Here is a 20,224-nt window from a genome sequence, read left to right as displayed (position 1 = left end):
TGCCCGGACCGCTCTCCCGCCAAACGACGCTTACCGTCGCTTGCGGGTGATGACGCGCCAGTCGTCGCTGCGGCGGCCGGGAACGTAGGGCGAGTCCAGCCGTTTCGCCGTGATGCCGCGCAGCCCGTTGGCCAGCGCCGCGTCGAGCACGTCCGCGCCGCCGCCCGCGTAGTGCTGCGGCACGCGCCAGCTCTCGCCCTCCAGCTTGAGTTTCCGCAGCCGCTGCCGCCGCCGTGTGTACGGCTCGTCCAGGCAGGACCGGCCGTCCAGGTGCAGCACGTCGAAGGGCAGGTAGAGCACGGGAATCCGGGCCACGAGCCGCTTGATCTGGCGTGCGTCGGCGGCCGAGGCGCGTTCGCGCAGGGCGTGCGCGCTGGGCCTGCCACCGTCCATCGCGATCAGCTCACCGTCGAGCACCACCTCCGTCGCGCCGAGCTGCTCACCGAGCCCGCGCAGTTCCGGATACGCCGCGGTGATCTCGTCACCCTCGGCGTCGCGCAGCACCAGCCTGCCGCCTTCGACGCGCGCCTGGGCGCGCTGCCCCTCCCAGAGGAACTCATACCCCCAGCCCTCGTCGTCGGCGGGCAGGCTGCCCTTGCGCGGCAGCATGGGCGGCACGAACTCGGGCAGCCCGGCGAAGTCGCGGCGCTGCGGCGGGTCCACGCGCCGCACGATCCAGTCGCGTTTCTCGCCGTCCTTGTGCCGGTTGACGAACAGGTAGGTGCCGCGCACCTTCGTCCCGGACAGCCGCACCTCGACCTTGTGGTCGTTCCAGTGCAGCGTCTCGTAGGTGCCGCGATCCCAGATCGTCATCGTGCCGCCGCCGTACTCCCCGGCCGGGATCTCGCCGGAAAAGCTCGCGTACTCCAGCGGATGGTCCTCGGTGTGCACGGCCAGCCGGGTAGTGTCCGGTGTCGTGGGCAGTCCCTTGGGCACCGCCCACGAAACCAGCACGCCCGCGCGTTCGAGGCGCACGTCCCAGTGCAGGCGCCGCGCGTGGTGCTCCTGGATCACGAACACGTCGTCATGGCCGCTGGGCAGCGGCGCTTCCTCCGGCACCGGCTCCGGGGTCCGCTGGGGATCCCGTTTCCGCCGGTACTCGCTGAGGTCGGGCACACGCGCAGGGTACCCGTGCGGGGGCGTGTTTACCTCGCCTCGATGAGGGGATCTTAAGGGGCGTGGAAACCAAGAACATCTTCGTCGTGGGCCTCGAGGACGCGAACCTGCGCACCCTGAGACGAGTGCCGGGGGCGGAGCACTATCGCTACCACCCCCTGCTCACCGTGTCCGAAATCCAGGAAGGCGAGATCCCCATCGCCGAACTGATGGACAAGGCCGTCGCCGAACTCGACCGGTTCGACGGCAGGATCGACGCGATCGTCGGCTACTGGGACTTCCCGGTGACCAGCCTGGTGCCGATCCTGTGCGACCGCTACGGACTGCCGAGCCCGAACCTGGACGGCGTCATCCGGTGCGAGCACAAGTACTGGAGCAGGCTGGAACAGCAGAAGGTGACCGACGCGCATCCGAAGTTCGCGCTGGTCGACCTCGACGGCGACGACCGGCCACCGCGGGGCATGAACTTCCCGATGTGGCTCAAGCCGGTCAAGTCGTTCTCCTCGGAACTGGCGTTCAAGGCCAAGGACGAGCGGGGATTCGCCGAGGCCGTCGAGAAGATCCGCGAAGGCATCGAGCGGGTGGGCAAGCCCTTCCAGTGGGTGCTCGACCACGCGCGCGACCTCGAGATGCCGCGCGAGATCGCCGAGACGGGAGCGCTGGCGTGCCTTGCCGAGGAGGCGATGCAGGGCGTGCAGGCCGCCAGTGAGGGATACGTCCACAACGGACACATCGTGGTCAACGGGGTGCTCGACTCGATCAACTACCCGGACAGTTCCTCGTTCCTGCGCCACCAGTACCCGTCTCAGCTGCCGCGCGAGGCCGTCGAGAAGATCGTCGACGTCTCCGAGCGGGTCATCAAGGGAACCGGGCTGGACAACTCCATGTTCTCCGTCGAGTTCTTCGTCGTGCCCGAAAGCGCCGACGTGTGCGTGCTGGAGATCAACGCCCGGCATTCGCAGTCGCACGCGGAGATGTTCGAGTTCGTGGACGGCGTGCCCAACCACCACTGCATGGTCGAGCTGGGCCTTGGCAACGAGCCGAACATGCCGCGAGGGCAAGGAGAATACCGGTTCGGCGCGAAGTGGTACTACCGCCGCTTCGCCGACGGGATCGTGCGCAGGCTGCCCACCGAGGAGGAGCTCGAGCAGCTGGCGCGTGACATTCCCGGCGTGGAGGTCGACCTGGTTCCCGCCGAAGGGCAGCGACTGTCCGATATGGATGCCCAGGACAGCTACAGCTACGAGCTGGCCTTCGTCTACACCGGTGGGGACAGCGAGGACGAGGTCAAGGAGAAGTACCAGCGGGCCATCGACAGTCTGCGATTCGAGTTCGAGGAGGTCTGATCAGCAATGCGTGCGGTCAGCGCACTGCCGTACGAGATCACCGAGGAGGAGCACGTCTGGATTCCGGTGTCCGACGGTACGCGGCTCGCCGCGCGGATCTGGCGCCCGGTGTCGTCCGACGACACACCGGTGCCCGCGATCTGTGAATACATTCCCTACCGCAAGAGGGATCTCACCGCCGAGCGCGACTCCATCCATCATCCCTATCTCGCCGGGCACGGGTACGCGTGCGTGCGCGTGGACCTGCGCGGCACGGGCGAGTCGGAAGGCGTGCTGGTCGACGAGTACACCGAGCAGGAGCAGCTCGACGGCGAGGACGTGCTGGAGTGGATCGCGGCTCAGCCCTGGTGTGACGGCAAAACCGGGATGATGGGCATTTCCTGGGGCGGGTTCAACGCGCTCCAGATCGCGGCGCGGAAACCGGCGAGCCTGCGTGCGATCGTCATCTCGTCCTTCACCGACGACCGCTACTCCGACGACTTCCACTACATGGGCGGCTGCATGCTCACGGACAACCTCGCCGAGGCGGGCACGATGTTCGCCTACAGCACGCTTCCGCCCGATCCCGCGCTGGTCGGCGAGAAATGGCGCGAGATGTGGCAGGAGCGGATCGAGGCCGCGGGCCCGTGGGTCGACGAATGGCTGCGTCATCAGCGCCGCGACGACTACTGGCTGCACGCGTCGGTGTGCGAGACCTACTCCGACGTCCAGGTCCCGGTGCTCGCGTCCAGCGGCTGGGCCGACGGCTACTCCAACGCCGTCACCAGGCTGCTGGCCAACCTCGACGTGCCGCGCAAGGGCCTGATCGGGCCGTGGTCGCACAAGTACCCGCATCTGGGCGAGCCGGGACCGGCGATCGGCTACCTGCAGAAGGTCGTGCGGTGGTGGGACCACTGGCTCAAGGACGAGGAGAACGGGGTCATGGACGGCCCGATGCTGCTGGCCTGGATGCAGGACAGCGTGCCGCCGTCGACGTCCTATGAGGACCGTCCCGGCCGGTGGGTCGGCGAGCCGGTCTGGCCGTCGCCGCACCTCGGCCCGACGACGCATGCGCTGGCACGGCACCGGATCGCCCGGCCCGGCGAGGACGTCGGCGAGGTCGCGCTGAACGTCGAATCGCCGCTGTCGGTCGGCCAGTTCGCCGGGAAGTGGGCCTCCTACAACGCCCCGCCGGACCTGCCCTACGACCAGCGCGAGGAGGACGGCGGTTCGCTGGTGTTCGACACCGACGAGCTGACCGAGACGTGCGAGATCCTAGGTGCTCCGGAGCTGGAGCTGGAGGTGTCGGCGGACAAACCGGTCGCGATGGTGGCCGCGCGGCTGTCGGACGTCGCCCCGGACGGGCGCGCGACCCGCGTGACCTACGGCCTGCTCAATCTCACCCACCGCGGCGGCCACGACAATCCGGCGCCGCTGGAACCCGGCAAACGCTACCGCGTGCGGATGACGCTCAACGGGGTCGCGCAGGCGTTCCCGCCGGGGCACCGGATCCGGTTGTCGCTGTCCACGTCGTACTGGCCGCTCGCCTGGCCGCCACCGGAAGCGGCGTTGCTCACCGTGTACACCGGGACCAGCAAGCTCACGCTGCCGGTGCGCCCGACCGGCGAGGACGACGACGTGCCGCCGAACCTGTTCGGCGAACCCGAGGGCTGCGAACCGATTTCGACCACCCAGCTCGAATCCGGTGAGCAGCGCTGGAACGTCTCGCGTGATTTGGTGGCCTACGAATCAGCGCTGGAGATCCTCAAGGATTCCGGGACGGTCCGCTTCGACGACATCGATCTGACGGTGTCGCGGCGGGCGTACGAGCGCTACGTCTCGCAGGCCGACGACTTCGCCTCGGCCAACGGCAAGACGGACTGGTCGATCACGTTCTCCCGCGGTGACTGGGAGGCCCGCACCGACACCCAGATCCTGCTGACCTGCACGAAGGACGAGTTCGTGCTGCACGCGCGGCTGGACGGGTACGAGGGCCCGCACCGCGCGTTCGCCCGTAACTGGCGCTACGCCTTCCCCCGTGACCACGTGTGACCGCCGAGTTTGCCGGAGCAGGAGCGAGGGTAGCCGGGTGCGGTGAAGCCAAGCCTGCGTGGGAAAGCGATGATCGCGTCGATGCGGTTGACGCGGCGTAAGCAGACCTTCGCCGACGTGGGAAAGCTCCATCAGAGCCTCGCCCCGCGGCAGCGACCGGACGACGCCGTGCCACCGGCCTCGGCACGATCGGGTCTGGAGGTCGAACGCGACGAGATCCTCGGACGGCCGGTCTACACCATCCGGCCGCCGCACGGGCGGTCGTCGCGGCACGTGCTGTACTTCCACGGCGGCGCTTACGTGCACCAGATCCAGAAGGATCACTGGAAGTTCCTCGGGCGGCTGGTCAAACGCACCGGCTGCACGGTCACCGCGCCGCTGTACCCGCTCGCGCCGAACCACCGCTACGACCAGACGATCACGATGATCCTGGCCGCGTACAAGGAAAAACTCGGCGAGGTCGCACCGCACGACCAGATCGTGATGGGCGACTCGGCCGGCGGCGGGCTGTCCCTCGTGCTCGCCCGTCAGCTCCGTGAGGAAGGCCGGCCGCAGCCGCAGGAGATCGTGCTGCTCTCGCCGTGGCTGGACATCACGATGTCCGATCCGATGCAGCGCGAGTACGACAAAAAGGACCCCTACCTGGGCATTCCGGGGCTACTGGAGGCCGGAAGGCTGTACGCGGGCGCGCTGGATCCCAGCGACCCGCTGGTGAGCCCCATCAACGGCAACCTGCACGGGCTCGGCGCGCTCACCGTGTTCGTCGGCACGCGGGACGTCCTGCTCTCCGACGCGCGGCGGCTGCGGACGAAGGCCGAGGCCGAACACGTGCCGCTCGAATACCGGGAGTACGAGGGCATGTTCCACGCGTGGGTGCTCGCCACCATCCCGGAGGCACAACGGGCGACCGACCGTATCGCGGACCTGGTGACGAGGGAGCGCGGCCGATGAACACCGCGAGCCGCGCGGACGCGCTGAAGTTCGCGGCCGCGGTGGCGCTGCCCACGGTCGCGGGCGGGGTCATCAAGCGGCGCCGGCGGGTGATGGGGCTGCTGGAGCGGACGCAGGCCGACAGCTCGGCGGTGCGGATGATGCAGACGTTCCGGTCCCGCTACGGCACCGAACCGCTGCGGCTGCCCATCCCCGGCCGGTCGCTGGCGGTCGTGATGTCCCGGCACGACGTGGGCCGGGTGCTCGACGGGACACCGGAGCCGTTCAGCCCCGCGAACCTGGAAAAGCGTGCGGCGCTGGCCCAGTTCCAGCCCCACGGTGTGCTGATCTCCGAAGGCGCCGAACGCGAGCGGCGGCGCGACTTCAACGAACGGGTGCTGCAGACCCAGGACCGGTTGCACCATCTCACGCCGGTGGTGCTGGCCAAGATCCGCGAGGAGGTCGCGTCGCTGCCGGAACGCGGCTCGCTGGACTGGGACCAGTTCGCCGTCGTGTGGTGGCGGCTCGTCCGGCGGATCACCCTCGGCGACGGGGCACGCGACGACAACGTGACCACGGATCTGCTCGCCCGGCTGCGGCTCGCGGCGAACTGGTCCTACCTCGCGCCGCCGCGGAAGGCGCTGCGGCGGCGCGTCATGGAACGGCTGCACGGCCACCTGGAACGCGCCGAGGCCGACAGCCTCGCCGGAACCATCGCCGGCGCAGCGCCGTCGCCGGACATCGACGCGGTCAGCCAGGTCGGGCACTGGTTGTTCGCGTTCGACGCGGCGGGCATGGTGGCGTTGCGGGCGCTGGCGCTGCTGGCCACCCACCCGGAGCAGCGGCACCGGGCGCTGGAGGAGGTCGCGTCCGCGCCGGATCTGCCGTACCTGCGGGCCTGCGTGCTCGACACGGTACGGCTGTGGCCGACGACGCCGGTGATCCTGCGTGATGCCACGAAGGAAACGGACTCGATGGCGGCCGGGACCGCTCTGCTGATCTTCACGCCGTTCTTCCACCGCGACGACGAGAACCTGCCCTACGCGCACAGTTTCGCGCCGGACATCTGGCTGGACGGGCGCGCGCAGGGCAACCCGGCCCTGGTGCCCTTCAGCGCCGGGCCCGGCGAGTGTCCCGCGCGCAACCTCGTGCTGACGGTGACCAGCTGCCTGCTCGCGGAACTGTTACGGGGCAGGGAGTTCCAGCTCACCTCCGGTCAGCGGCTCGGCGCCAGCCGTCCATTACCGGCCACTTTGGACAATTTCGGGCTGGCCTTCTCCGTTCGCGGCCGCGACGGTCTGCTCCAGCAGTAGCGCGATCGTCACCGGGCCGACCCCGCCGGGCACCGGCGTGATGAGCGAGGCCCGCTGACGCGCTTGGTCGAACTCGACGTCGCCGACGTTGCCGGGGTTGTATCCGGCGTCGACCACGACGGCACCGGGTTTGATCCAGTCCCCGCGCACGAACTCCGGTTTGCCCACGGCCGCGACCACGATGTCGGCCTGGCGCACGTGCTCGGCCAGATTCGCGGTGCGCGAATGGCATACGGTGACGGTCGCGTCGCGGGCGAGCAGCAGCATCGCGGCGGGCTTGCCGAGGATCGGGCTGCGGCCGATGACGACGGCGCGCTGGCCCGCCGGGTCGACGCCGTGGGCGTCGAGCAGCCGCACGATGCCGCCCGGGGTGCACGAGACGAACCCGGGCAGCCCGAACGCCATCGCGGCGAACGAGTGCATCGTGACGCCGTCGACGTCCTTGCCGGGCGGAATCGCCTCGAACGCGGCGCGCTCGTCGATGTGGCGCGGCACGGGGTGCTGCAACAGGATCCCGTCGACGGCCTCGTCTTCGCCGAGTTCGGTGATGGCGGCGACCAGTTCGCGCGTGGTTGCCGAGGCGGGCAGCGCGACGTGCCGGGAGTCGATTCCGGTGGCGGCGCAACGCTTCTGCTTCATCCGCACGTAGGTGACCGACGCGGGATCGTCGCCGGCGAGCACGGTCGCGAGGCAGGGTTTGCGGCCGGTGCGGGCGCGGGCGCGGCGCGCCGCGTCGTCGAGGATCTCGCGGGCCAGCGCGGTGCCGGACATGAGGGCCATGGGCGCTCCTTCGGGCGTCGGATCGCCCAGGCGCGCGGCACGGTCGGCTGGGGCCGCTTCCCGGTGGTGCTCCACCTCAGGCGCCAGTCACGGCCCGATGCCACGATACCGGGTGAAGCACGATTAGCCCCACCGTTACGTGGGTACCGGATCGGTTGAGCATCGGCAACACCCGAACGGAGACGCGATGACCACCACGCAGCAAGCGGATCTCATTTCCGTCATCACCTCCGACCACCGGGCGGTGGAGGAGGTCTTCGTCGAGCTGGAGTCGGGGCACGGCACGCCCGACCATCGCAGGCAGCTCGCCGACCACGTGATCACCGAACTGGTCCGCCATTCCGTGGCCGAGGAGCAGTTCATGTACCCGGCGGCCCGCCGCTACCTGGACAACGGCGACCAGCTCGCCGACCACGAGATCCAGGAGCACTCCGAGGCCGAGCAGGTGATGAAGCAGCTCGAGGAGGTTCCGGCGACGGAACCGCGCTTCGAGGAACTCCTGCGGCAGCTGATGAAGGACGTCCGCCATCACGTCGAGGACGAGGAGAAGGACCTGCTGCCGAAGCTGCAGCGCGCCTGCTCCCCGGAAGACCTGCGCGATCTCGGCGAGAAGGTGATGCGCGCCAAGCGGTTCGCGCCGACGCGGCCGCATCCGGGTGCTCCGGACCGTCCGCCGGCCAACCTGATTCTCGACGCCGGGGCGGGCCTGATCGACCGCATGCGGGACGCGCTCAGCAAGAACAAGGACTAGCGGTGACGGCGGCGGGGAGCCCGGTCAGCGGCTCCCCGCCGCCCCTACCAGCGCCACGCCCTGCTCGGTCCACGGCTCGGGGCTCAGCACGACCACGTGGCCGATCCCGAGATCGGCGAACCGGGCGCAACGATCGGCGAACGCCCTCGCGGTCTCGCCGGGAAACAGCCTGGTGCTGACGGTCTTCTCGATCTCGGCGTAATTCCGGCCGAGATCGTCGCAGTGCCGCGCCAGCACCGCGAGCTTGTGCTTGATCGTCCTGCCCCCGTCGGGAATGTCGAAGAAGTTGCACGCGTCGGCGTATTGCGCCACCATTCGCAGCGTCTTGCGTTCGCCCGTTCCGCCGATCAGGATCGGCGGACGCCGCGCCGGTCGCGGGCTGCTGACGGGGTTCTCCAACCGGTAATGCCTGCCCTCGAACGGGCTTTCCTCGCCTGACCACATGTGCAGCGCGATGCGCACGATTTCCTCCATGCGCTCGAACCGCTCCGCGGTCGCGGGAAAGGGCAGCCCCATCGCCCGTGCTTCGCTCTCGTCGTGGCCGGCGCCGATGCCGAACCAGGCCCGTCCGCCGGAGAGCACGTCGAGCGTGGTCGTGGCCTTGACGGTGACCGCCGGCGGCCGGAACGTCGCCGCGGTCACCATGGTGCCCAGTCCTACCCGTTTCGTGCGCGCGGCCAGGAAACCGAGTGTCGTGCAGGCTTCGAGCATCGGATCTCCGGTGCCGTGATGCGGGTCGGCCTGCAGCAGGTGGTCGGCGACCCACAGCGTGTCCACACCGGACTCGTCGGCCGATGCGGCGATATGTCCAAGGTGGACGGAGGGATCGGGCCAGCGGTAGTCGGTGACCGTGACGCTGTATCTCATGATCACGCCTTCGTCAGCAGTTCCAGGTTGTGCCCGTCGGGGTCGGTGAAGTACACGCCGCGGCCGCCGCCCCAGTGGTTGATCTCGCCTTCCTCCCGGTGTAGCGGATCGGCCCAGTACCGCAGGCCCGCCTCGCGGATGCGGGCGAATGCCGCGTCGAAGTCGTCCTCGCCGATCAGGAACGCGTAGTGCTGGCTGTGCACGGAAGGCGCGTCCATGAAGTCGAGCGTCACGCCGTTGCTCAGCTGGACCGGGACGAACGGGCCCATCGGCTGCCCGACCTCGACGCCGAGGATTCCGGCGAGGAACCGGGCGGACGCGGCCCTGTCTCTGGCGTGAACGATCGTGTGGTTCAACTCGGTCCTGCGGGCGGGCGGCGCGATCGGGCTCAGCTGGATGCCGGCCAGCAGCCACCGCCCGTCCCGCCGGACCACGACGTGCGTGGCGCGGAAACTGCCGTCCGCGGGCGTGCCCCGGTATTCGGCGCGCTGCGTGTGGCGCCCGACGACGACCGCCGTGTCGCCGTAGTCGCGCACCGTGGTCTCGTCCCAGGCGAGCGAGTGCGTGACGAGCCCGCCGTTGCGGTAGCGCTCGAGCCAGACCGGCTTGGTCAGCACGAAGCCCAGCGGCCCGACCAGCGTGAAGTCCTCCGTGGTGAGGGCGTCCAGGCCGACCGTGTCGCCGCGCCGCTCGGCCTCCGCCCAGCGCTGTCCGAGTTCGAGCACCTGGTCGTGGGTGGTGGTCATGGTCTCCTCCTGTGGTGAGCGGGAACACCTCAAACGTTAGATATCGAATCGTTCTATGTCAAACCCTTTGATGCTGTACGATCAACGGCGTGCGAAAACCCAGCAGGATGCCCATCGGGTTGCGGCTCGCGAACACCGCCAAGACCGTCGGCCGTGCCTTCGACGACACGCTCGCCGCCGCCGGCGGTTCCAGCCCGGTGTGGCTGGTGCTGCTCACCCTCAAGACACAGGCGATGGCCAGCCAGCGCGAGATCGCCGCCGCGGTGGGCATCCAGGGCGCGACCCTGACCCACCACCTCAACGGGATGGAACGGGACGGCCTCATCACGCGCACCCGCGATCCGGAGAACCGGCGCGTGCACCAGGTCCGGCTGACCGGTCAGGGGGAGGAGATGTTCCACCGCCTGGCCACCGCCGCGCAGGCGCACGACGAGCGCCTGCGCGAGGGTTTCACCGAGGACGAACTGGAGACGCTGGAGAAACTGCTGACCCGGTTGCAGGCCAACGTGACCGCACCGCGGGAGGGTGCGTGACCGTCGCGGGCTGGATCATGCTAGCGGTGTGGTCCGGGCTCGCGGTGTGCCACGGCTGGTTCTGGCGCACCGACCAGCGACTGCCTCCGCTCGTGCCGCCCCGGCGGTGGCCCTCCGTCGCCGTCGTCGTGCCCGCACGCGACGAGGCGGAGGTGCTGCCCACGACCCTGCCGACCCTGCTCGCACAGCGGTACCCGGGACAGGCGCGGGTGATCCTCGTCGACGACAACAGCGGCGACGGCACCGGAGATCTCGCTCGCGGGCTGGCCGCGAGCGCCGGTCTGCCGCTGACCGTGTCCACTCCGGGCGAGCCACCGGCGGGCTGGACCGGAAAGCTGTGGGCGGTGGCGCACGGCGTCGCCGAGGCGGGCGCGGTGGACTACCTGCTGTTCACCGACGCGGACATCGCACACGGACCCGGCACGCTGGAAGACCTCGTGATGGCCGCCGAGGGTGGCCGCGATCTCGTGTCGCAGATGGCGTTGCTGCGCGCGGAAACCGCGTGGGAACGGCTGATCGTGCCCGCGTTCGTGTACTTCTTCGCGATGCTGTACCCGTTCCGGCGCGTCAACAGTCCCCGGGCACGCACCGCCGCGGCCGCAGGCGGCTGTGTCCTCGTGCGACGAACGGTCCTGGAGGAAGCTGGTGGTATCGCGGCGATCCGTGGTGCGGTCATCGACGACGTGGCGTTGGCACGCCTGGTGAAATCGGCGGGCGGCCGGATCTGGCTCGGGCTCGCCGAGACCGTCCACAGTGTCCGTCCATACCCGAGACTCGCGGATCTGTGGCACATGGTCGCGCGCAGCGCCTACACCCAGCTTCGCCATTCGCCCTTGCTGCTCGCCGGGACCGTGCTCGGGATGGCCGTGGTGTTCCTGGCTCCACCGGCGCTCGCGGCCTTCTCCTGGCCCGCCGCGCTGGCGTGGCTGCTGATGGCGGCGACCTTCGTGCCGATGGCCCGCTACTATCGCCGGCCGCGTGCGTCGGGTTTGCTGTTGCCGCTGACGGCTTTTCTCTACACCGCGATGACCGTCGACTCGGCGCGGCGGCACTGGCTGGGGCGCGGGGCGCGCTGGAAAGGCAGGCACTATGAGTAGCCCGCGCACGCTCGCGCAGGCGTACCGGCGCTTTGGCGAGGGCGAGGCCGCCGGAACGTTGTACGAACGCGTCTCCATCGCCGTGAGCGAGTCCGGCGAAGCGTTGCGCGCCATCGAGACGGCACCCGCACGCAAGCGGCAGCCCGCCGTGATCCTCGCCGCTCTGCACGATCTCGCCCTCGCCGGACGCGCTCCGGCACTGGCCGGGGCCTACGCGGCCGGAAACGCCGAAGCGGCCGCCGGTGCGGCGATCGAAACGTTGCTGAAGCTGACCGGCGAGGTGGTGGACATCGCCGCGCACCGGCGGCCACGTCCCGACGAGACCGGGCACGGCGCGGTGTTGTATCCGGCGATAGCGGAGGCGGCGCACCGCGTGGGCACGAACGCCATCGGCCTGATCGACGTGGGCTGCCCGGCCGCACTCAATCTCACCGTCGATCGCGCCGGTATCGACTACAGCAACGGGCAATCGCTGGGCGATCCTTCGTCTCCGGTGCGGCTGTCGGCTTCGGTCGTGGGTGAGCGGCCCGTCCCGGCGCGCGCGATACCCGAGGTCCTCGCCCGGATCGGCGTCGACAGCGATCCGGTCGACGTGACCGACGCCGACGAGGCCCGGTGGCTGCGTGCGTGCGTGTGGCCGGACCAGCGGGACCGGGCCGCCAGGCTCGAAGCGGAACTGGCGCTGGCGGCGGCGGAACCTGCGCTGCTGCTGCGAGGTGACATCGTCGAGACGCTGCCGGACGCCTTCGCCCGCGTGCCCGAGAGCGCCCTGCCCGTCGTCACCACGACCTGGGCGTTGTCGCGTCTCCCGCTCGAAGGCCGCCTGCGCTTCCTGCACCGCCTCGATCAGGCGGCGACGCACCGGCCGGTCGCCTGGGTGTCGGCGGAGGGAGTCGGTGTCGCGCCGTCGATCCCGACGATGGGCGATCGCCACGCCTCCGGCCACAGCATCATCGGCCTGGCCGTGTTCGGCCACTCGACGATGCACGCGCAGGCCCTCGGCCGCTGCTGGTCGAAGGGCCGCATGCTGGCCTGGCTCGCGAAACCCTAAGCGGCCGCCCGCAAATCCGCCACCAGCGCGGCATAGGCGTCGTCCCGGTCCGGAGCCCGCAGCACCGAAGACGGGTGCACGGTCGGCACCACCCACTCCGGACGGCCGTCGAACTCCCCGGGCGCGTCGAGCCGCTCCCCGCGGTGCGCGGTCACCCGGAACGAGGGCCCCATCAACGACTGCGCCGCCGTCGCGCCCAGTAGCACGACCAGTTCCGGTCGTACCGAGTCCAGCTCCGCGAGCAGCCACGGGCGGCACGCGACCACCTCGCCGCGCGAAGGTTTCTTGTGGATGCGCTGCTTTCCCCGTTCCGCGCGCACGAACTTGAAATGCTTCACCGCGTTGGTCACGTAGACCTCGTCGCGGTCGATCCCCGCCTCGGCCAGTGCCCGGTCGAGCAGACGCCCGGCGGGCCCGACGAACGGTTCACCCTCGCGGTCCTCACGGTCGCCGGGCTGCTCCCCCAGCATCAGCACGCGCGCGTTCGCCGGGCCGGCACCGAAAACGGTCTGCGTCGCGTCCTGGTACAGATCGCAGCCGGCACAGCGAAGGGACGCCTCCCGCAGCCGGGACAGCTCGTGGCTGTCCGGCACGAACGGGGAGGCGTCCCGCTTGGCCGTAGCCGGCATCAGTGGCCGGGACGGTCGACGTCGCCGCGCCAGGCACCGGTCTCCTGGCCACGGTCCTCGATGAACCGCTTGAACCGCTTCATGTCAGCGTTGACGCGGTGGTCGAGCACGCCGAGCTTGTCGGCGACGTTCTCCACGAAGCCCTCCGGGTCGATGTCCATCTGCGCGGTGACTCGCGTCTTCCCGTCGTCGATGCGGTGGAACGTGATGACACCGGCGTGATTCGGCCCGCTGTCGGAGCGCCACGCCACCCGCTCGTCCGGGTGCTGCTCGGTGATCGTCGCGTCGAACTCACGCTGCACGCCACCGACCTTGGTCACCCAGTGCAGATGCCTGTCGTCCAGCTGGCGGATCTGCTCGACACCTTCCATGAATTCGGGGAAGGACTCGAACTGCGTCCACTGGTTGTATGCGGTATGCACCGGCACATCGACGTCTACGGATTCGGTGATGGTGCTCATTGTTCTCCTCGACTCTCCCTTCTGCGTTCCGCTTTCCGGGTACCTCACGCGAGGGCGTTTACACGTCAGGCGGCGGGCTTGAGAAGCACCTTCACCGCGCCGTCGCGCTTCTCCTGGAACATCCGGTACGCCTCGGGCGCCTGCTCCAGCGGCAGGTGGTGGGTGGCGAGGTCCTCGACCCCGAGCGGATCGGATTCCTGCTGCACCAGCGGCAGCACGTCGCCGATCCAGCGCCGCACGTTGGCCTGCCCCATCCGCAGCTGGATCTGCTTGTCGAACAGCTCCATCATCGGCATCGGATCGAGCATTCCGCCGTAGACGCCGGACAGCGAGATGGTGCCGCCTCGGCGCACCGTGTGGATCGCCTCGTACAGCACGCTGAGCCGGTCGATGCCGGCCTTTTCGGTCACCTTCGCGGCGAGCGGGCCGGGCAGCATGCCGGCCAGTTGCTGCGCCAGCTTGCCGACCGGGGCGCCGTGCGCCTCCATGCCGACCGCGTCGATCACCGAATCGGCACCGCGGCCACTGGTCAGTTCCCTTACCGCGCCGGGAATGTCGCGGTGATCGCGTACGTCCAGCGTCGTCACGCCGTAGCGCGCCGCGAGCGTGAGCCGTTCGGGCACCAGGTCGACGCCGATCACCTTGCCCGCGCCGCGATGCTGCGCGATCCGGCAGCACATCTGACCGATCGGCCCGAGGCCGAAGACCACGACACTGCCGTTGTCCGGAATTCCCGCGTACTCCACCGCCTGCCACGCCGTGGGCACGACGTCGGACAGGTAGACGAAGCGGTCGTCCGGCGGCCCGTCCGGGACCTTGATCGGACCGTAGTGCGCCTGCGGCACGCGGAGGTATTCGGCCTGGCCGCCGGGAACCTGGCCGTAGAGCTTGGTGTAGCCGAACAGCGCCGCGCCCTTGTTGTGCTCGCGCACCTGCGTGGTCTCGCACTGGGTCTGCAACCCGGCGGCACACATGTAGCAGTGCCCGCACGAAATGTTGAACGGCACCACGACCCGGTCCCCCGGTTTGAGATCCCCGGCCTGTGAACCGGTTTCCTCGACCACACCCATAGGTTCGTGCCCGAGGATGTCACCCTCGGTCAGGAAGCCGCCGAGCACCTCGTAGAGGTGCAGGTCGGAGCCGCAGATCCCGCTCGAGGTGATCCGAACGACGGCGTCGGTGGGCTGTTCGATCTTCGGATCGGGCACGGTGTCCACCCGCACATCGCGTTTGCCGTGCCACGCGACCGCTTTCATCGTCTTCCTCTCCCTCATCCGGCAACTGTTTTGCCGGATAGCCGGGAGAAGAACGGGCAAACCTACTCTTCGTCGAGCCAGCCGCGGTCGTGCACGACGTCGAGAACGATCTTGCGGACGCGCAGCAGCTGCTCGGCGGTCAGGCTCGGCACCCCGGTCAGCAGCGCCTCGGTCAGCTCCTCGCGGAACTCCATGCCGGGCACGAAGAAGTCCTCGGCGGGGCGCGCGTTGCGGACCACCCGGACGTTCGACGCCTTGGGGCCGCGCTCGCCATCCTCCACAGTGAACTCGACGACCGCGCCGGGGCCGATCAGCCGCTTGTCCGTTTCGAGGTCGTTGACGTGCACGAAGACGTCCTCGCCGCCACCGTCCGGCGTCACGAACCCATAACCGCGAATCTCGTCGAAACGAACGACTTTACCCGTGACCACCAGCGAACCCCGTCATCGAATCTGGGGCGTGCCCCGCCCCGCAACATCGCGCCAACTTACTCCCTCGCACAGGTTCACACAACGGTGGCGGCGCCGTGTGAATCGTGCCAGAACGGGTATCGCTGCGGGAATGAAGCTGCTCTACAAGCCACTCAGCATGATCGTGAGCGCGCTCGGCGGGGTACTGGCGGGTGCGGTGTTCAAGAAGTCGTGGAAGGCCATCTCCGGTGAGGACGAGGCACCGAGGGCGACCTCGACCGAGCACGCCATCCGCGAGGTGCTGCTCGCGGCGGCGCTGCAGGGCGCGATCTTCGGCGTCGTCAAGGCGGCCGTCGACCGCGGCGGCGCCGAGGCCTACGAGCGCACGACCGGCAGGAAGCTGGACGAGAAGTAAGCGCGCTAGGAGACCGCGGGCAGGTGCGCGGCGTCGGGGAACATGGACAGCGCGCGCAGCGCGGTGCCCAGTTCCGCGACGTCGGCCGGATCCGACAGCGAACGGCCCAGCTCTTCGGTGATCCGTTTGAGCCGGTGGCGCACCGTGTTCGGGTGGCAGTAGACGCGCTCGGCGGTGAGTTTCGTGGACCCGCCGCAGTCGAACCACGCCCGCAGCGTCAGCAGCAGCACGTTGCGGTCCTCCCTGGGCAGCGCCAGCACCGGCCGTAGCACCTGGTGCGCCAGCTGCGCCGACGCTTCCGGGTCACTCGCGACCAGACCCGCCAGCGGCGATTCGGTGAACTGCACGATGCCCGGGGTGCCCGGCATCAGGCTGGACAGCGCCACCCGCGCCAGATGCAGGGCGCGCGCGGTGTTGCCGAGGCCGGTGAACACCGGGCTCACCCCGATCCGGCCGGTCGCGTTTTCCTTGAGCAGCTTCATGACCGGATCGGCCGCGGACGGGTCACGCAGGGACACGACACCGACCTGCAGGTCCGGGCTGAGCCGCCACGCCGACGCGTGATGCCGGTCGCGCAGCGCTTTCTCCATACCCGGCAACGGTTCCCGGCCCAGGCTCGGGGTTTCCGCGGCCACCACGAGGAACGTGCCGTCGAGATTGAGGTCCAGTACGCGTGCGATGTCCCACAGCGTGCCCTCGGTAGCGGTGCCGCCCGCGAACAGCGCCTCCACCAGCGCCAGCCTGCGCTCGTGGTCACGCCGGGTGATCTCCGCGAGCGTCTGCCGGTAGGTCGTGGTGAGCACCTCGATGTAGTCGTCCATCAGGGCCCAGATCGCCCGCGTGGCCACCACGACCGTCGCGGTGTCGTCCCCGCCGAAGTCCACGAACCGTTGCCACACCTCGGTGAAGCCGATCCGGAAGGCCCGCAGCATCTCCGGCAGTGGCGCACCCTGCCGAGCACGCTCCCGGCCGGTTTCGGCCGCTTTGGACAAATCCGGCGGTTCCGGTTTTTCCAGTGCCCGCAACAGAAAAGACAGATTCGAGTCGCAGGAGACCCACAGGTCCCGATGGGACACGAACGTTTCGTCGCGATAGACCGCCATCTCGTCGATGATCTTGGCGTACGTGGATTCGATCATGTCCGGCATCCGCGCCCACACCGCGGCGGCCAGTTCCGCCACGGCGGGCTCGGCACCCTGATACCGCATTTCCCTCACCGTGTCGCTTCCGGTCCTCCTCGTCGAGGCCCTGAAGTGGTCATCTAACACGACTCAGCGACACTTGGCGCGCTGGCAGCAGAAAGCCCCGCAACCACGGAGATTGCGGGGCTTTCCTGCCGCTGATGCGGAATTACATCTTTGTGGCCGCGCTCTTGATGGCTTCCCTGATCCGGTGATAGGTACCGCACCGGCAGATGTTGCGGATCTCGTCGAAGTCCGAGTCGCCGATCTCGTGGCCTTCGGACTTGGCCTGCCGGACCTTCGCGATCGCCGCCATGATCTGGCCCGGCTGGCAGTAGCCGCACTGCGCGACGTCGTGCTCCAGCCACGCCTCCTGCATCGGGTGCAGCTGGCCGGTCTTCGGGTCCTCCAGACCCTCGATCGTGGTGATCTCGTCGGTCGGCTTGATGTCGGACACCTGCACCGAGCAGGGGTTGAACGCCTTGCCGTTGATGTGGCTGGTGCAGGCCTTGCAGACGTCGAGCCCGCACCCGTACTTGGGGCCGGTGACGCCGAGCAGGTCACGCAGCACCCACAGCAGGCGCACGTTGTCCTCCGTGTCCACCGTGACCTGCTTGCCGTTGAGGATGAACGAGTGTTTAGACACGAAAAGCTCCTAGAGACTGTTTGAGTGTGGGTTGCGTGGCGGTGCCCGCAGCGGTGCCCGCCGCCGTCCTCACAGCAAGCGGCTCCGCCGCTTACGAGCATTGCCCTAATACGCGTACTTCAGGCCGTCGGTCGGCGAGTCGGGAATGGACGGAACGCGCGGCAGCGGCTCGAAGCTCAAGGTGCCGTGGTTGATCGGGAACATCGTCGGCATCTTGCCCATCGCCCGCCCGTAGGCACACGCGGCGGCCGCGAACGAGCTGGCGACGCCCAGCTCCCCGGCACCGCCCGGCTCCCCGTTCGGCGGCATCACGATGACCTGCGTGTCCGGCGGCGTGTTCCACTGCCGGGTGTAGAAGAAGTTGTCCCAGCTGCCCTCCAGCGGCAGCCCCTTGTCGATGTGCAGGCTCTCGGTCAGCGCGAGGCCGATGCCGTCGTTGATGCAGCCCAGCATCTGTGCCTCGAGGCCCTTGGGGTTGATCGGCAGCCCCGCGTCCACGGCCATGACCGCCTTGGTGATGCGCGGGCCGGTGACCGCCTCGCGGATCTTGCGGTTGACCGTCTGCGGACGGCAGTCGATCTCCATCAGCACCGCGCTGCAGCTCTTGTACTCCGAGTGGAAGGCGATGGCCTGCGCCGTGCCCGCCGGCATCTTGCGGCCCCACTGCCCGACCTCGGCGACCTTCTTCAGCGCCGCGCGGAACCGTTCCTCCTTGATGAACGACAGCCGGAACTCCAGCGGGTCCTGCCCGAACTTCGCGGCCAGCTGGTCCACCATCAGCTCGCGGGCGCAGGTCACGTTCGGCGAGTACACGTTGCGCATGCTGCCGGTGTGGAACCCCAGCGTCACCTCGTTGAGCAGCTGCGTGGTGACACCGAAGTTGTAGGGCACCGACTGGGACAGGTCGAACACCGTCTGGGAGAAGCCCATCTGGCCCGGGGGCAGCTTGGCCGCGACCGAGGTGAGGATCTCGCCGAGGCCGTGGTCCCATTCGGTGGACGAGCTGGTGTGCCGCTGCTCGTAGCTGACCACGTTGCCCGCGGCGTAGTTCACCCTGATCCGGGACAGCGACATCGGGTGCGCGCGGCCGTGCCGGAAGTCGTCGGTGCGGTGCCACATCAGCTTGACCGGCTTGCCGATCTTCTTCGAGATCTCGGCGGCCTCCAGCGCCGCGTCACCGAAGAGCTTGCGGCCGAAGGAACCGCCACCCTGCATGACGTGCACCTTCACCGCGTTCACCGGCAGGCCGCACATCGTGGCGACGTCCTCCTGCGTGGTGATCGGCGCCTTGAGCCCGGACCAGATCTCGGCCCGGTCCGGCCGCACGTCGGCGACCGCGCAGTTGGTCTCCAGCGCGCTGTTGCTGGAGAAGGCGAACACGAACTCGCCGTCCATCGAGTTGGTCAGCACCGGCGGCACCGCCATCGGCAGCGTGGCCGCACGCAGCTTCTGCAGCACCGTGTCGTCGGACTCGCCGTCCACCGAGCCGGGGCCCCAGTTGACCTTGAGGGCGCGCACGGCGTCCGTGCAGTGCGTGATCGTCTCGCCCCGCACCGCGACCCCGCTGGAGATCACGACGACGTCGGTGATCCCGGGCATCGCCTTGACCTGCGCCAGGTTCTGCACGGACTTGACGGTGCCGTTGATCGTCGGCGGGCGGCACACCATGGTCGGCTTCGCGCCGGGGACCTGCAGGTCCATGGTGAACTGCTTGCGGCCGGTCACGGCGTCACGGGCGTCGATCCGGTTCTGCGGCGTACCGACGATCTTGAACGTGTTCGCGGCCTTCGGCTGCGCGGCGACCTGCTCGGTGCGGCTGCTCGCGGCGGCCTCGGCCAGCGAGCCGTAGGTCGCCTGCTTGCCGTTGCGCGAGGAGATCACGCCGTTTTGGACGGACAAAGAGGACGGTTGCACGCCCCATTGCTTCGCGGCCGTGCTCAGCAGCCTGGCGCGCGCGACCGCCGCCGCGGTGCGTACCGGCTGGTAGAGCGAGCGCACCGAGTTCGAGCCACCGGTGAGCTGGTTGAACAGCAGTTCCGGGCGCGCGTCGGCGAGCGTGACGTGCACCTTGTCCAGCGGCAGGTCCATCTCGTCCGCGATCAGCATCGCCATGGTGGTGGTGATGCCCTGCCCCACCTCGGCGCGCGGCACGGCGAAGGACGCGGTGCCGTCCCGGTTCATCTGGATCACGATCAGGTTGGAGGTCGGCATCGCCGCCGCGGTGAGCGCGTCACCGAGATCGAACAGATCCGAAGGCTCTGGTGGGGAAGGGATCGCCGCGCTCGCGACACCGGGGCTCGCACTGTCCAAACCGATCTGGGCGGCGACAGCGAGCGTGGGGGCGGCAAGCAGGTAGCCGAGGAAACGGCGTCGCTGCACACCGCCCGAGTCCTCCAGGCTGTGCAGCGGCGATCGACGGTGATTCGCCATCGACTGTCCTCTCAGGAATGCGGAACCGGGAAAGGTCAACGCGCGAGGATCAGCCAGGCCAACAGCGCGTCCTCGGGCTATGACCGCGGTCACGATAAGGAGGACGCTCGTTAAAGGTCAACGATCTGTAGCAGTGTCCCGTAAGTTCTGTCACGAGGTAACACCAACGTGCCACAAAAATGTGACGCCACCACAGCCAAACGTTGTGCAACCTCGGCGTCGGGTGACGCCGGAA

The 20,224-nt window shown here is 69.1% G+C and carries 20 protein-coding genes and 1 riboswitch; of the genes, 9 read left to right on the top strand and 11 right to left on the bottom strand.

Going from position 1 to position 20,224, the window contains the following annotated elements; translation table 11 throughout:
* Window positions 1–30: 30 nt before the first annotated feature.
* The gene (locus tag HFP15_RS43830; protein WP_168513561.1) at window positions 31–1,116 is read right to left on the bottom strand and encodes a DNA polymerase ligase N-terminal domain-containing protein; all 1,086 of its coding nucleotides are present in this window, start codon (window positions 1,114–1,116) and stop codon (window positions 31–33) included.
* A gap of 62 nt (window positions 1,117–1,178) precedes the next feature.
* Here HFP15_RS43830 and HFP15_RS09080 point away from each other — a divergent pair, with 62 nt between their 5' ends.
* The 4 genes from HFP15_RS09080 to HFP15_RS09065 all read left to right on the top strand — a co-directional run bounded on the left by HFP15_RS09080 (window position 1,179) and on the right by HFP15_RS09065 (window position 6,736).
* Window positions 1,179–2,462 (top strand): ATP-grasp domain-containing protein, encoded by a 1,284-nt coding sequence (locus HFP15_RS09080; protein ID WP_168513559.1) that lies wholly within the window; start codon window positions 1,179–1,181, stop codon window positions 2,460–2,462.
* A gap of 6 nt (window positions 2,463–2,468) precedes the next feature.
* A complete protein-coding gene (locus HFP15_RS09075; RefSeq protein WP_168513557.1) occupies window positions 2,469–4,493 on the top strand; it encodes a CocE/NonD family hydrolase in 2,025 nt (674 codons plus the stop codon).
* Window positions 4,494–4,574: 81 nt separating this feature from the next.
* Window positions 4,575–5,444 (top strand): alpha/beta hydrolase, encoded by an 870-nt coding sequence (locus tag HFP15_RS09070; RefSeq protein ID WP_246271540.1) that lies wholly within the window; start codon window positions 4,575–4,577, stop codon window positions 5,442–5,444.
* Entirely contained in the window at window positions 5,441–6,736 is a 1,296-nt protein-coding gene (locus HFP15_RS09065) for a cytochrome P450 (protein WP_168513555.1), read from the top strand. Before HFP15_RS09070 ends, HFP15_RS09065 begins: the two co-directional genes overlap by 4 nt.
* Here the strand turns inward: HFP15_RS09065 and HFP15_RS09060 are convergent.
* Window positions 6,665–7,516 carry a bifunctional 5,10-methylenetetrahydrofolate dehydrogenase/5,10-methenyltetrahydrofolate cyclohydrolase gene (locus tag HFP15_RS09060; protein ID WP_168513553.1) on the bottom strand — a complete coding sequence of 284 codons (852 nt, stop codon included), beginning with the start codon at window positions 7,514–7,516 and terminating at the stop codon, window positions 6,665–6,667. The genes HFP15_RS09065 and HFP15_RS09060 overlap by 72 nt on opposite strands.
* Window positions 7,517–7,533: 17 nt before the next feature.
* Window positions 7,534–7,617, bottom strand: a riboswitch (ZMP/ZTP riboswitch).
* 86 nt (window positions 7,618–7,703) lie between these two features.
* Here HFP15_RS09060 and HFP15_RS09055 point away from each other — a divergent pair.
* Complete coding sequence (locus HFP15_RS09055; protein WP_168513551.1) at window positions 7,704–8,267, top strand: hemerythrin domain-containing protein; 564 nt, start codon at window positions 7,704–7,706, stop codon at window positions 8,265–8,267.
* Between the two features lie 24 nt (window positions 8,268–8,291).
* Here the strand turns inward: HFP15_RS09055 and HFP15_RS09050 are convergent, their stop codons facing one another.
* The gene (locus HFP15_RS09050) at window positions 8,292–9,134 is read right to left on the bottom strand and encodes a TIGR03560 family F420-dependent LLM class oxidoreductase (protein WP_168513549.1); all 843 of its coding nucleotides are present in this window, start codon (window positions 9,132–9,134) and stop codon (window positions 8,292–8,294) included.
* 2 nt (window positions 9,135–9,136) lie between these two features.
* Window positions 9,137–9,880 carry a DUF4440 domain-containing protein gene (locus HFP15_RS43825; protein ID WP_312871520.1) on the bottom strand — a complete coding sequence of 248 codons (744 nt, stop codon included), beginning with the start codon at window positions 9,878–9,880 and terminating at the stop codon, window positions 9,137–9,139.
* A gap of 107 nt (window positions 9,881–9,987) precedes the next feature.
* Between HFP15_RS43825 and HFP15_RS09040 the strand changes: the two genes are divergently transcribed.
* From HFP15_RS09040 to HFP15_RS09030, 3 genes are read left to right on the top strand one after another with little or no spacing between them, the layout of a single operon-like run.
* Window positions 9,988–10,413, top strand: coding sequence for a MarR family winged helix-turn-helix transcriptional regulator (locus tag HFP15_RS09040; RefSeq protein WP_210716991.1), 426 nt, complete (start codon window positions 9,988–9,990; stop codon window positions 10,411–10,413).
* Window positions 10,410–11,510 carry a glycosyltransferase gene (locus tag HFP15_RS09035; RefSeq protein ID WP_312871519.1) on the top strand — a complete coding sequence of 367 codons (1,101 nt, stop codon included), beginning with the start codon at window positions 10,410–10,412 and terminating at the stop codon, window positions 11,508–11,510. The genes HFP15_RS09040 and HFP15_RS09035 overlap by 4 nt, the downstream gene beginning before the upstream one ends.
* Window positions 11,503–12,561, top strand: a complete 1,059-nt coding sequence (locus HFP15_RS09030; RefSeq protein WP_168513545.1) for a DUF2332 domain-containing protein — start codon at window positions 11,503–11,505, stop codon at window positions 12,559–12,561. The genes HFP15_RS09035 and HFP15_RS09030 overlap by 8 nt, the downstream gene beginning before the upstream one ends.
* Here the strand turns inward: HFP15_RS09030 and HFP15_RS09025 are convergent.
* The 4 genes from HFP15_RS09025 to HFP15_RS09010 all read right to left on the bottom strand — a co-directional run bounded on the left by HFP15_RS09025 (window position 12,558) and on the right by HFP15_RS09010 (window position 15,338).
* Window positions 12,558–13,190: a UdgX family uracil-DNA binding protein gene (locus HFP15_RS09025; RefSeq protein ID WP_168513543.1), complete on the bottom strand. Its 633-nt coding sequence runs from the start codon at window positions 13,188–13,190 to the stop codon at window positions 12,558–12,560. The genes HFP15_RS09030 and HFP15_RS09025 overlap by 4 nt on opposite strands.
* Complete coding sequence (locus tag HFP15_RS09020) at window positions 13,190–13,651, bottom strand: SRPBCC family protein (RefSeq protein ID WP_168513541.1); 462 nt, start codon at window positions 13,649–13,651, stop codon at window positions 13,190–13,192. Before HFP15_RS09020 ends, HFP15_RS09025 begins: the two co-directional genes overlap by 1 nt.
* Window positions 13,652–13,716: 65 nt before the next feature.
* Window positions 13,717–14,907 carry a zinc-dependent alcohol dehydrogenase gene (locus HFP15_RS09015; protein ID WP_168513952.1) on the bottom strand — a complete coding sequence of 397 codons (1,191 nt, stop codon included), beginning with the start codon at window positions 14,905–14,907 and terminating at the stop codon, window positions 13,717–13,719.
* Between the two features lie 62 nt (window positions 14,908–14,969).
* Window positions 14,970–15,338: a cold-shock protein gene (locus tag HFP15_RS09010; protein ID WP_312871518.1), complete on the bottom strand. Its 369-nt coding sequence runs from the start codon at window positions 15,336–15,338 to the stop codon at window positions 14,970–14,972.
* 130 nt (window positions 15,339–15,468) lie between these two features.
* Here HFP15_RS09010 and HFP15_RS09005 point away from each other — a divergent pair, with 130 nt between their 5' ends.
* A complete protein-coding gene (locus HFP15_RS09005) occupies window positions 15,469–15,732 on the top strand; it encodes a DUF4235 domain-containing protein (RefSeq protein ID WP_168513539.1) in 264 nt (87 codons plus the stop codon).
* 5 nt (window positions 15,733–15,737) lie between these two features.
* Here HFP15_RS09005 and HFP15_RS09000 read toward each other — a convergent pair whose 3' ends face one another.
* The 3 genes from HFP15_RS09000 to HFP15_RS08990 form a co-directional block, all read right to left on the bottom strand.
* Window positions 15,738–16,940, bottom strand: coding sequence for a PucR family transcriptional regulator (locus tag HFP15_RS09000; protein WP_168513536.1), 1,203 nt, complete (start codon window positions 16,938–16,940; stop codon window positions 15,738–15,740).
* A gap of 142 nt (window positions 16,941–17,082) precedes the next feature.
* Window positions 17,083–17,559, bottom strand: coding sequence for a (2Fe-2S)-binding protein (locus HFP15_RS08995; protein WP_168513534.1), 477 nt, complete (start codon window positions 17,557–17,559; stop codon window positions 17,083–17,085).
* A gap of 105 nt (window positions 17,560–17,664) precedes the next feature.
* On the bottom strand, window positions 17,665–19,989 hold the full coding sequence (locus tag HFP15_RS08990; protein WP_168513532.1) for a molybdopterin cofactor-binding domain-containing protein: 2,325 nt from the start codon (window positions 19,987–19,989) through the stop codon (window positions 17,665–17,667).
* Window positions 19,990–20,224 lie beyond the last annotated feature (235 nt).

Source organism: Amycolatopsis acididurans, assembly GCF_012328925.1.
GTDB lineage: Bacteria > Actinomycetota > Actinomycetes > Mycobacteriales > Pseudonocardiaceae > Amycolatopsis_E > Amycolatopsis_E acididurans.
Note: the sequence above shows the minus strand (reverse complement) of the source record. Positions and strands in the feature narration are given on the sequence as shown.

What these genes read in the sequence shown, in the direction of transcription:
- HFP15_RS09075 (WP_168513557.1), top strand. Translation starts at nt 2,469, where the DNA reads ATGCGTGCGGTCAGCGCACTGCCGTACGAGATCACCGAGGAGGAGCAC.
- HFP15_RS09070 (WP_246271540.1), top strand. Translation starts at nt 4,575, where the DNA reads ATGCGGTTGACGCGGCGTAAGCAGACCTTCGCCGACGTGGGAAAGCTC.
- HFP15_RS09065 (WP_168513555.1), top strand. Translation starts at nt 5,441, where the DNA reads ATGAACACCGCGAGCCGCGCGGACGCGCTGAAGTTCGCGGCCGCGGTG.
- HFP15_RS09060 (WP_168513553.1), bottom strand. Translation starts at nt 7,516, where the DNA reads ATGGCCCTCATGTCCGGCACCGCGCTGGCCCGCGAGATCCTCGACGAC.
- HFP15_RS09055 (WP_168513551.1), top strand. Translation starts at nt 7,704, where the DNA reads ATGACCACCACGCAGCAAGCGGATCTCATTTCCGTCATCACCTCCGAC.
- HFP15_RS09050 (WP_168513549.1), bottom strand. Translation starts at nt 9,134, where the DNA reads ATGAGATACAGCGTCACGGTCACCGACTACCGCTGGCCCGATCCCTCC.
- HFP15_RS43825 (WP_312871520.1), bottom strand. Translation starts at nt 9,880, where the DNA reads ATGACCACCACCCACGACCAGGTGCTCGAACTCGGACAGCGCTGGGCG.
- HFP15_RS09040 (WP_210716991.1), top strand. Translation starts at nt 9,988, where the DNA reads ATGCCCATCGGGTTGCGGCTCGCGAACACCGCCAAGACCGTCGGCCGT.
- HFP15_RS09030 (WP_168513545.1), top strand. Translation starts at nt 11,503, where the DNA reads ATGAGTAGCCCGCGCACGCTCGCGCAGGCGTACCGGCGCTTTGGCGAG.
- HFP15_RS09025 (WP_168513543.1), bottom strand. Translation starts at nt 13,190, where the DNA reads ATGCCGGCTACGGCCAAGCGGGACGCCTCCCCGTTCGTGCCGGACAGC.
- HFP15_RS09020 (WP_168513541.1), bottom strand. Translation starts at nt 13,651, where the DNA reads ATGAGCACCATCACCGAATCCGTAGACGTCGATGTGCCGGTGCATACC.
- HFP15_RS09015 (WP_168513952.1), bottom strand. Translation starts at nt 14,907, where the DNA reads ATGAAAGCGGTCGCGTGGCACGGCAAACGCGATGTGCGGGTGGACACC.
- HFP15_RS09005 (WP_168513539.1), top strand. Translation starts at nt 15,469, where the DNA reads ATGAAGCTGCTCTACAAGCCACTCAGCATGATCGTGAGCGCGCTCGGC.
- HFP15_RS09000 (WP_168513536.1), bottom strand. Translation starts at nt 16,940, where the DNA reads ATGCGGTATCAGGGTGCCGAGCCCGCCGTGGCGGAACTGGCCGCCGCG.
- HFP15_RS08990 (WP_168513532.1), bottom strand. Translation starts at nt 19,989, where the DNA reads ATGGCGAATCACCGTCGATCGCCGCTGCACAGCCTGGAGGACTCGGGC.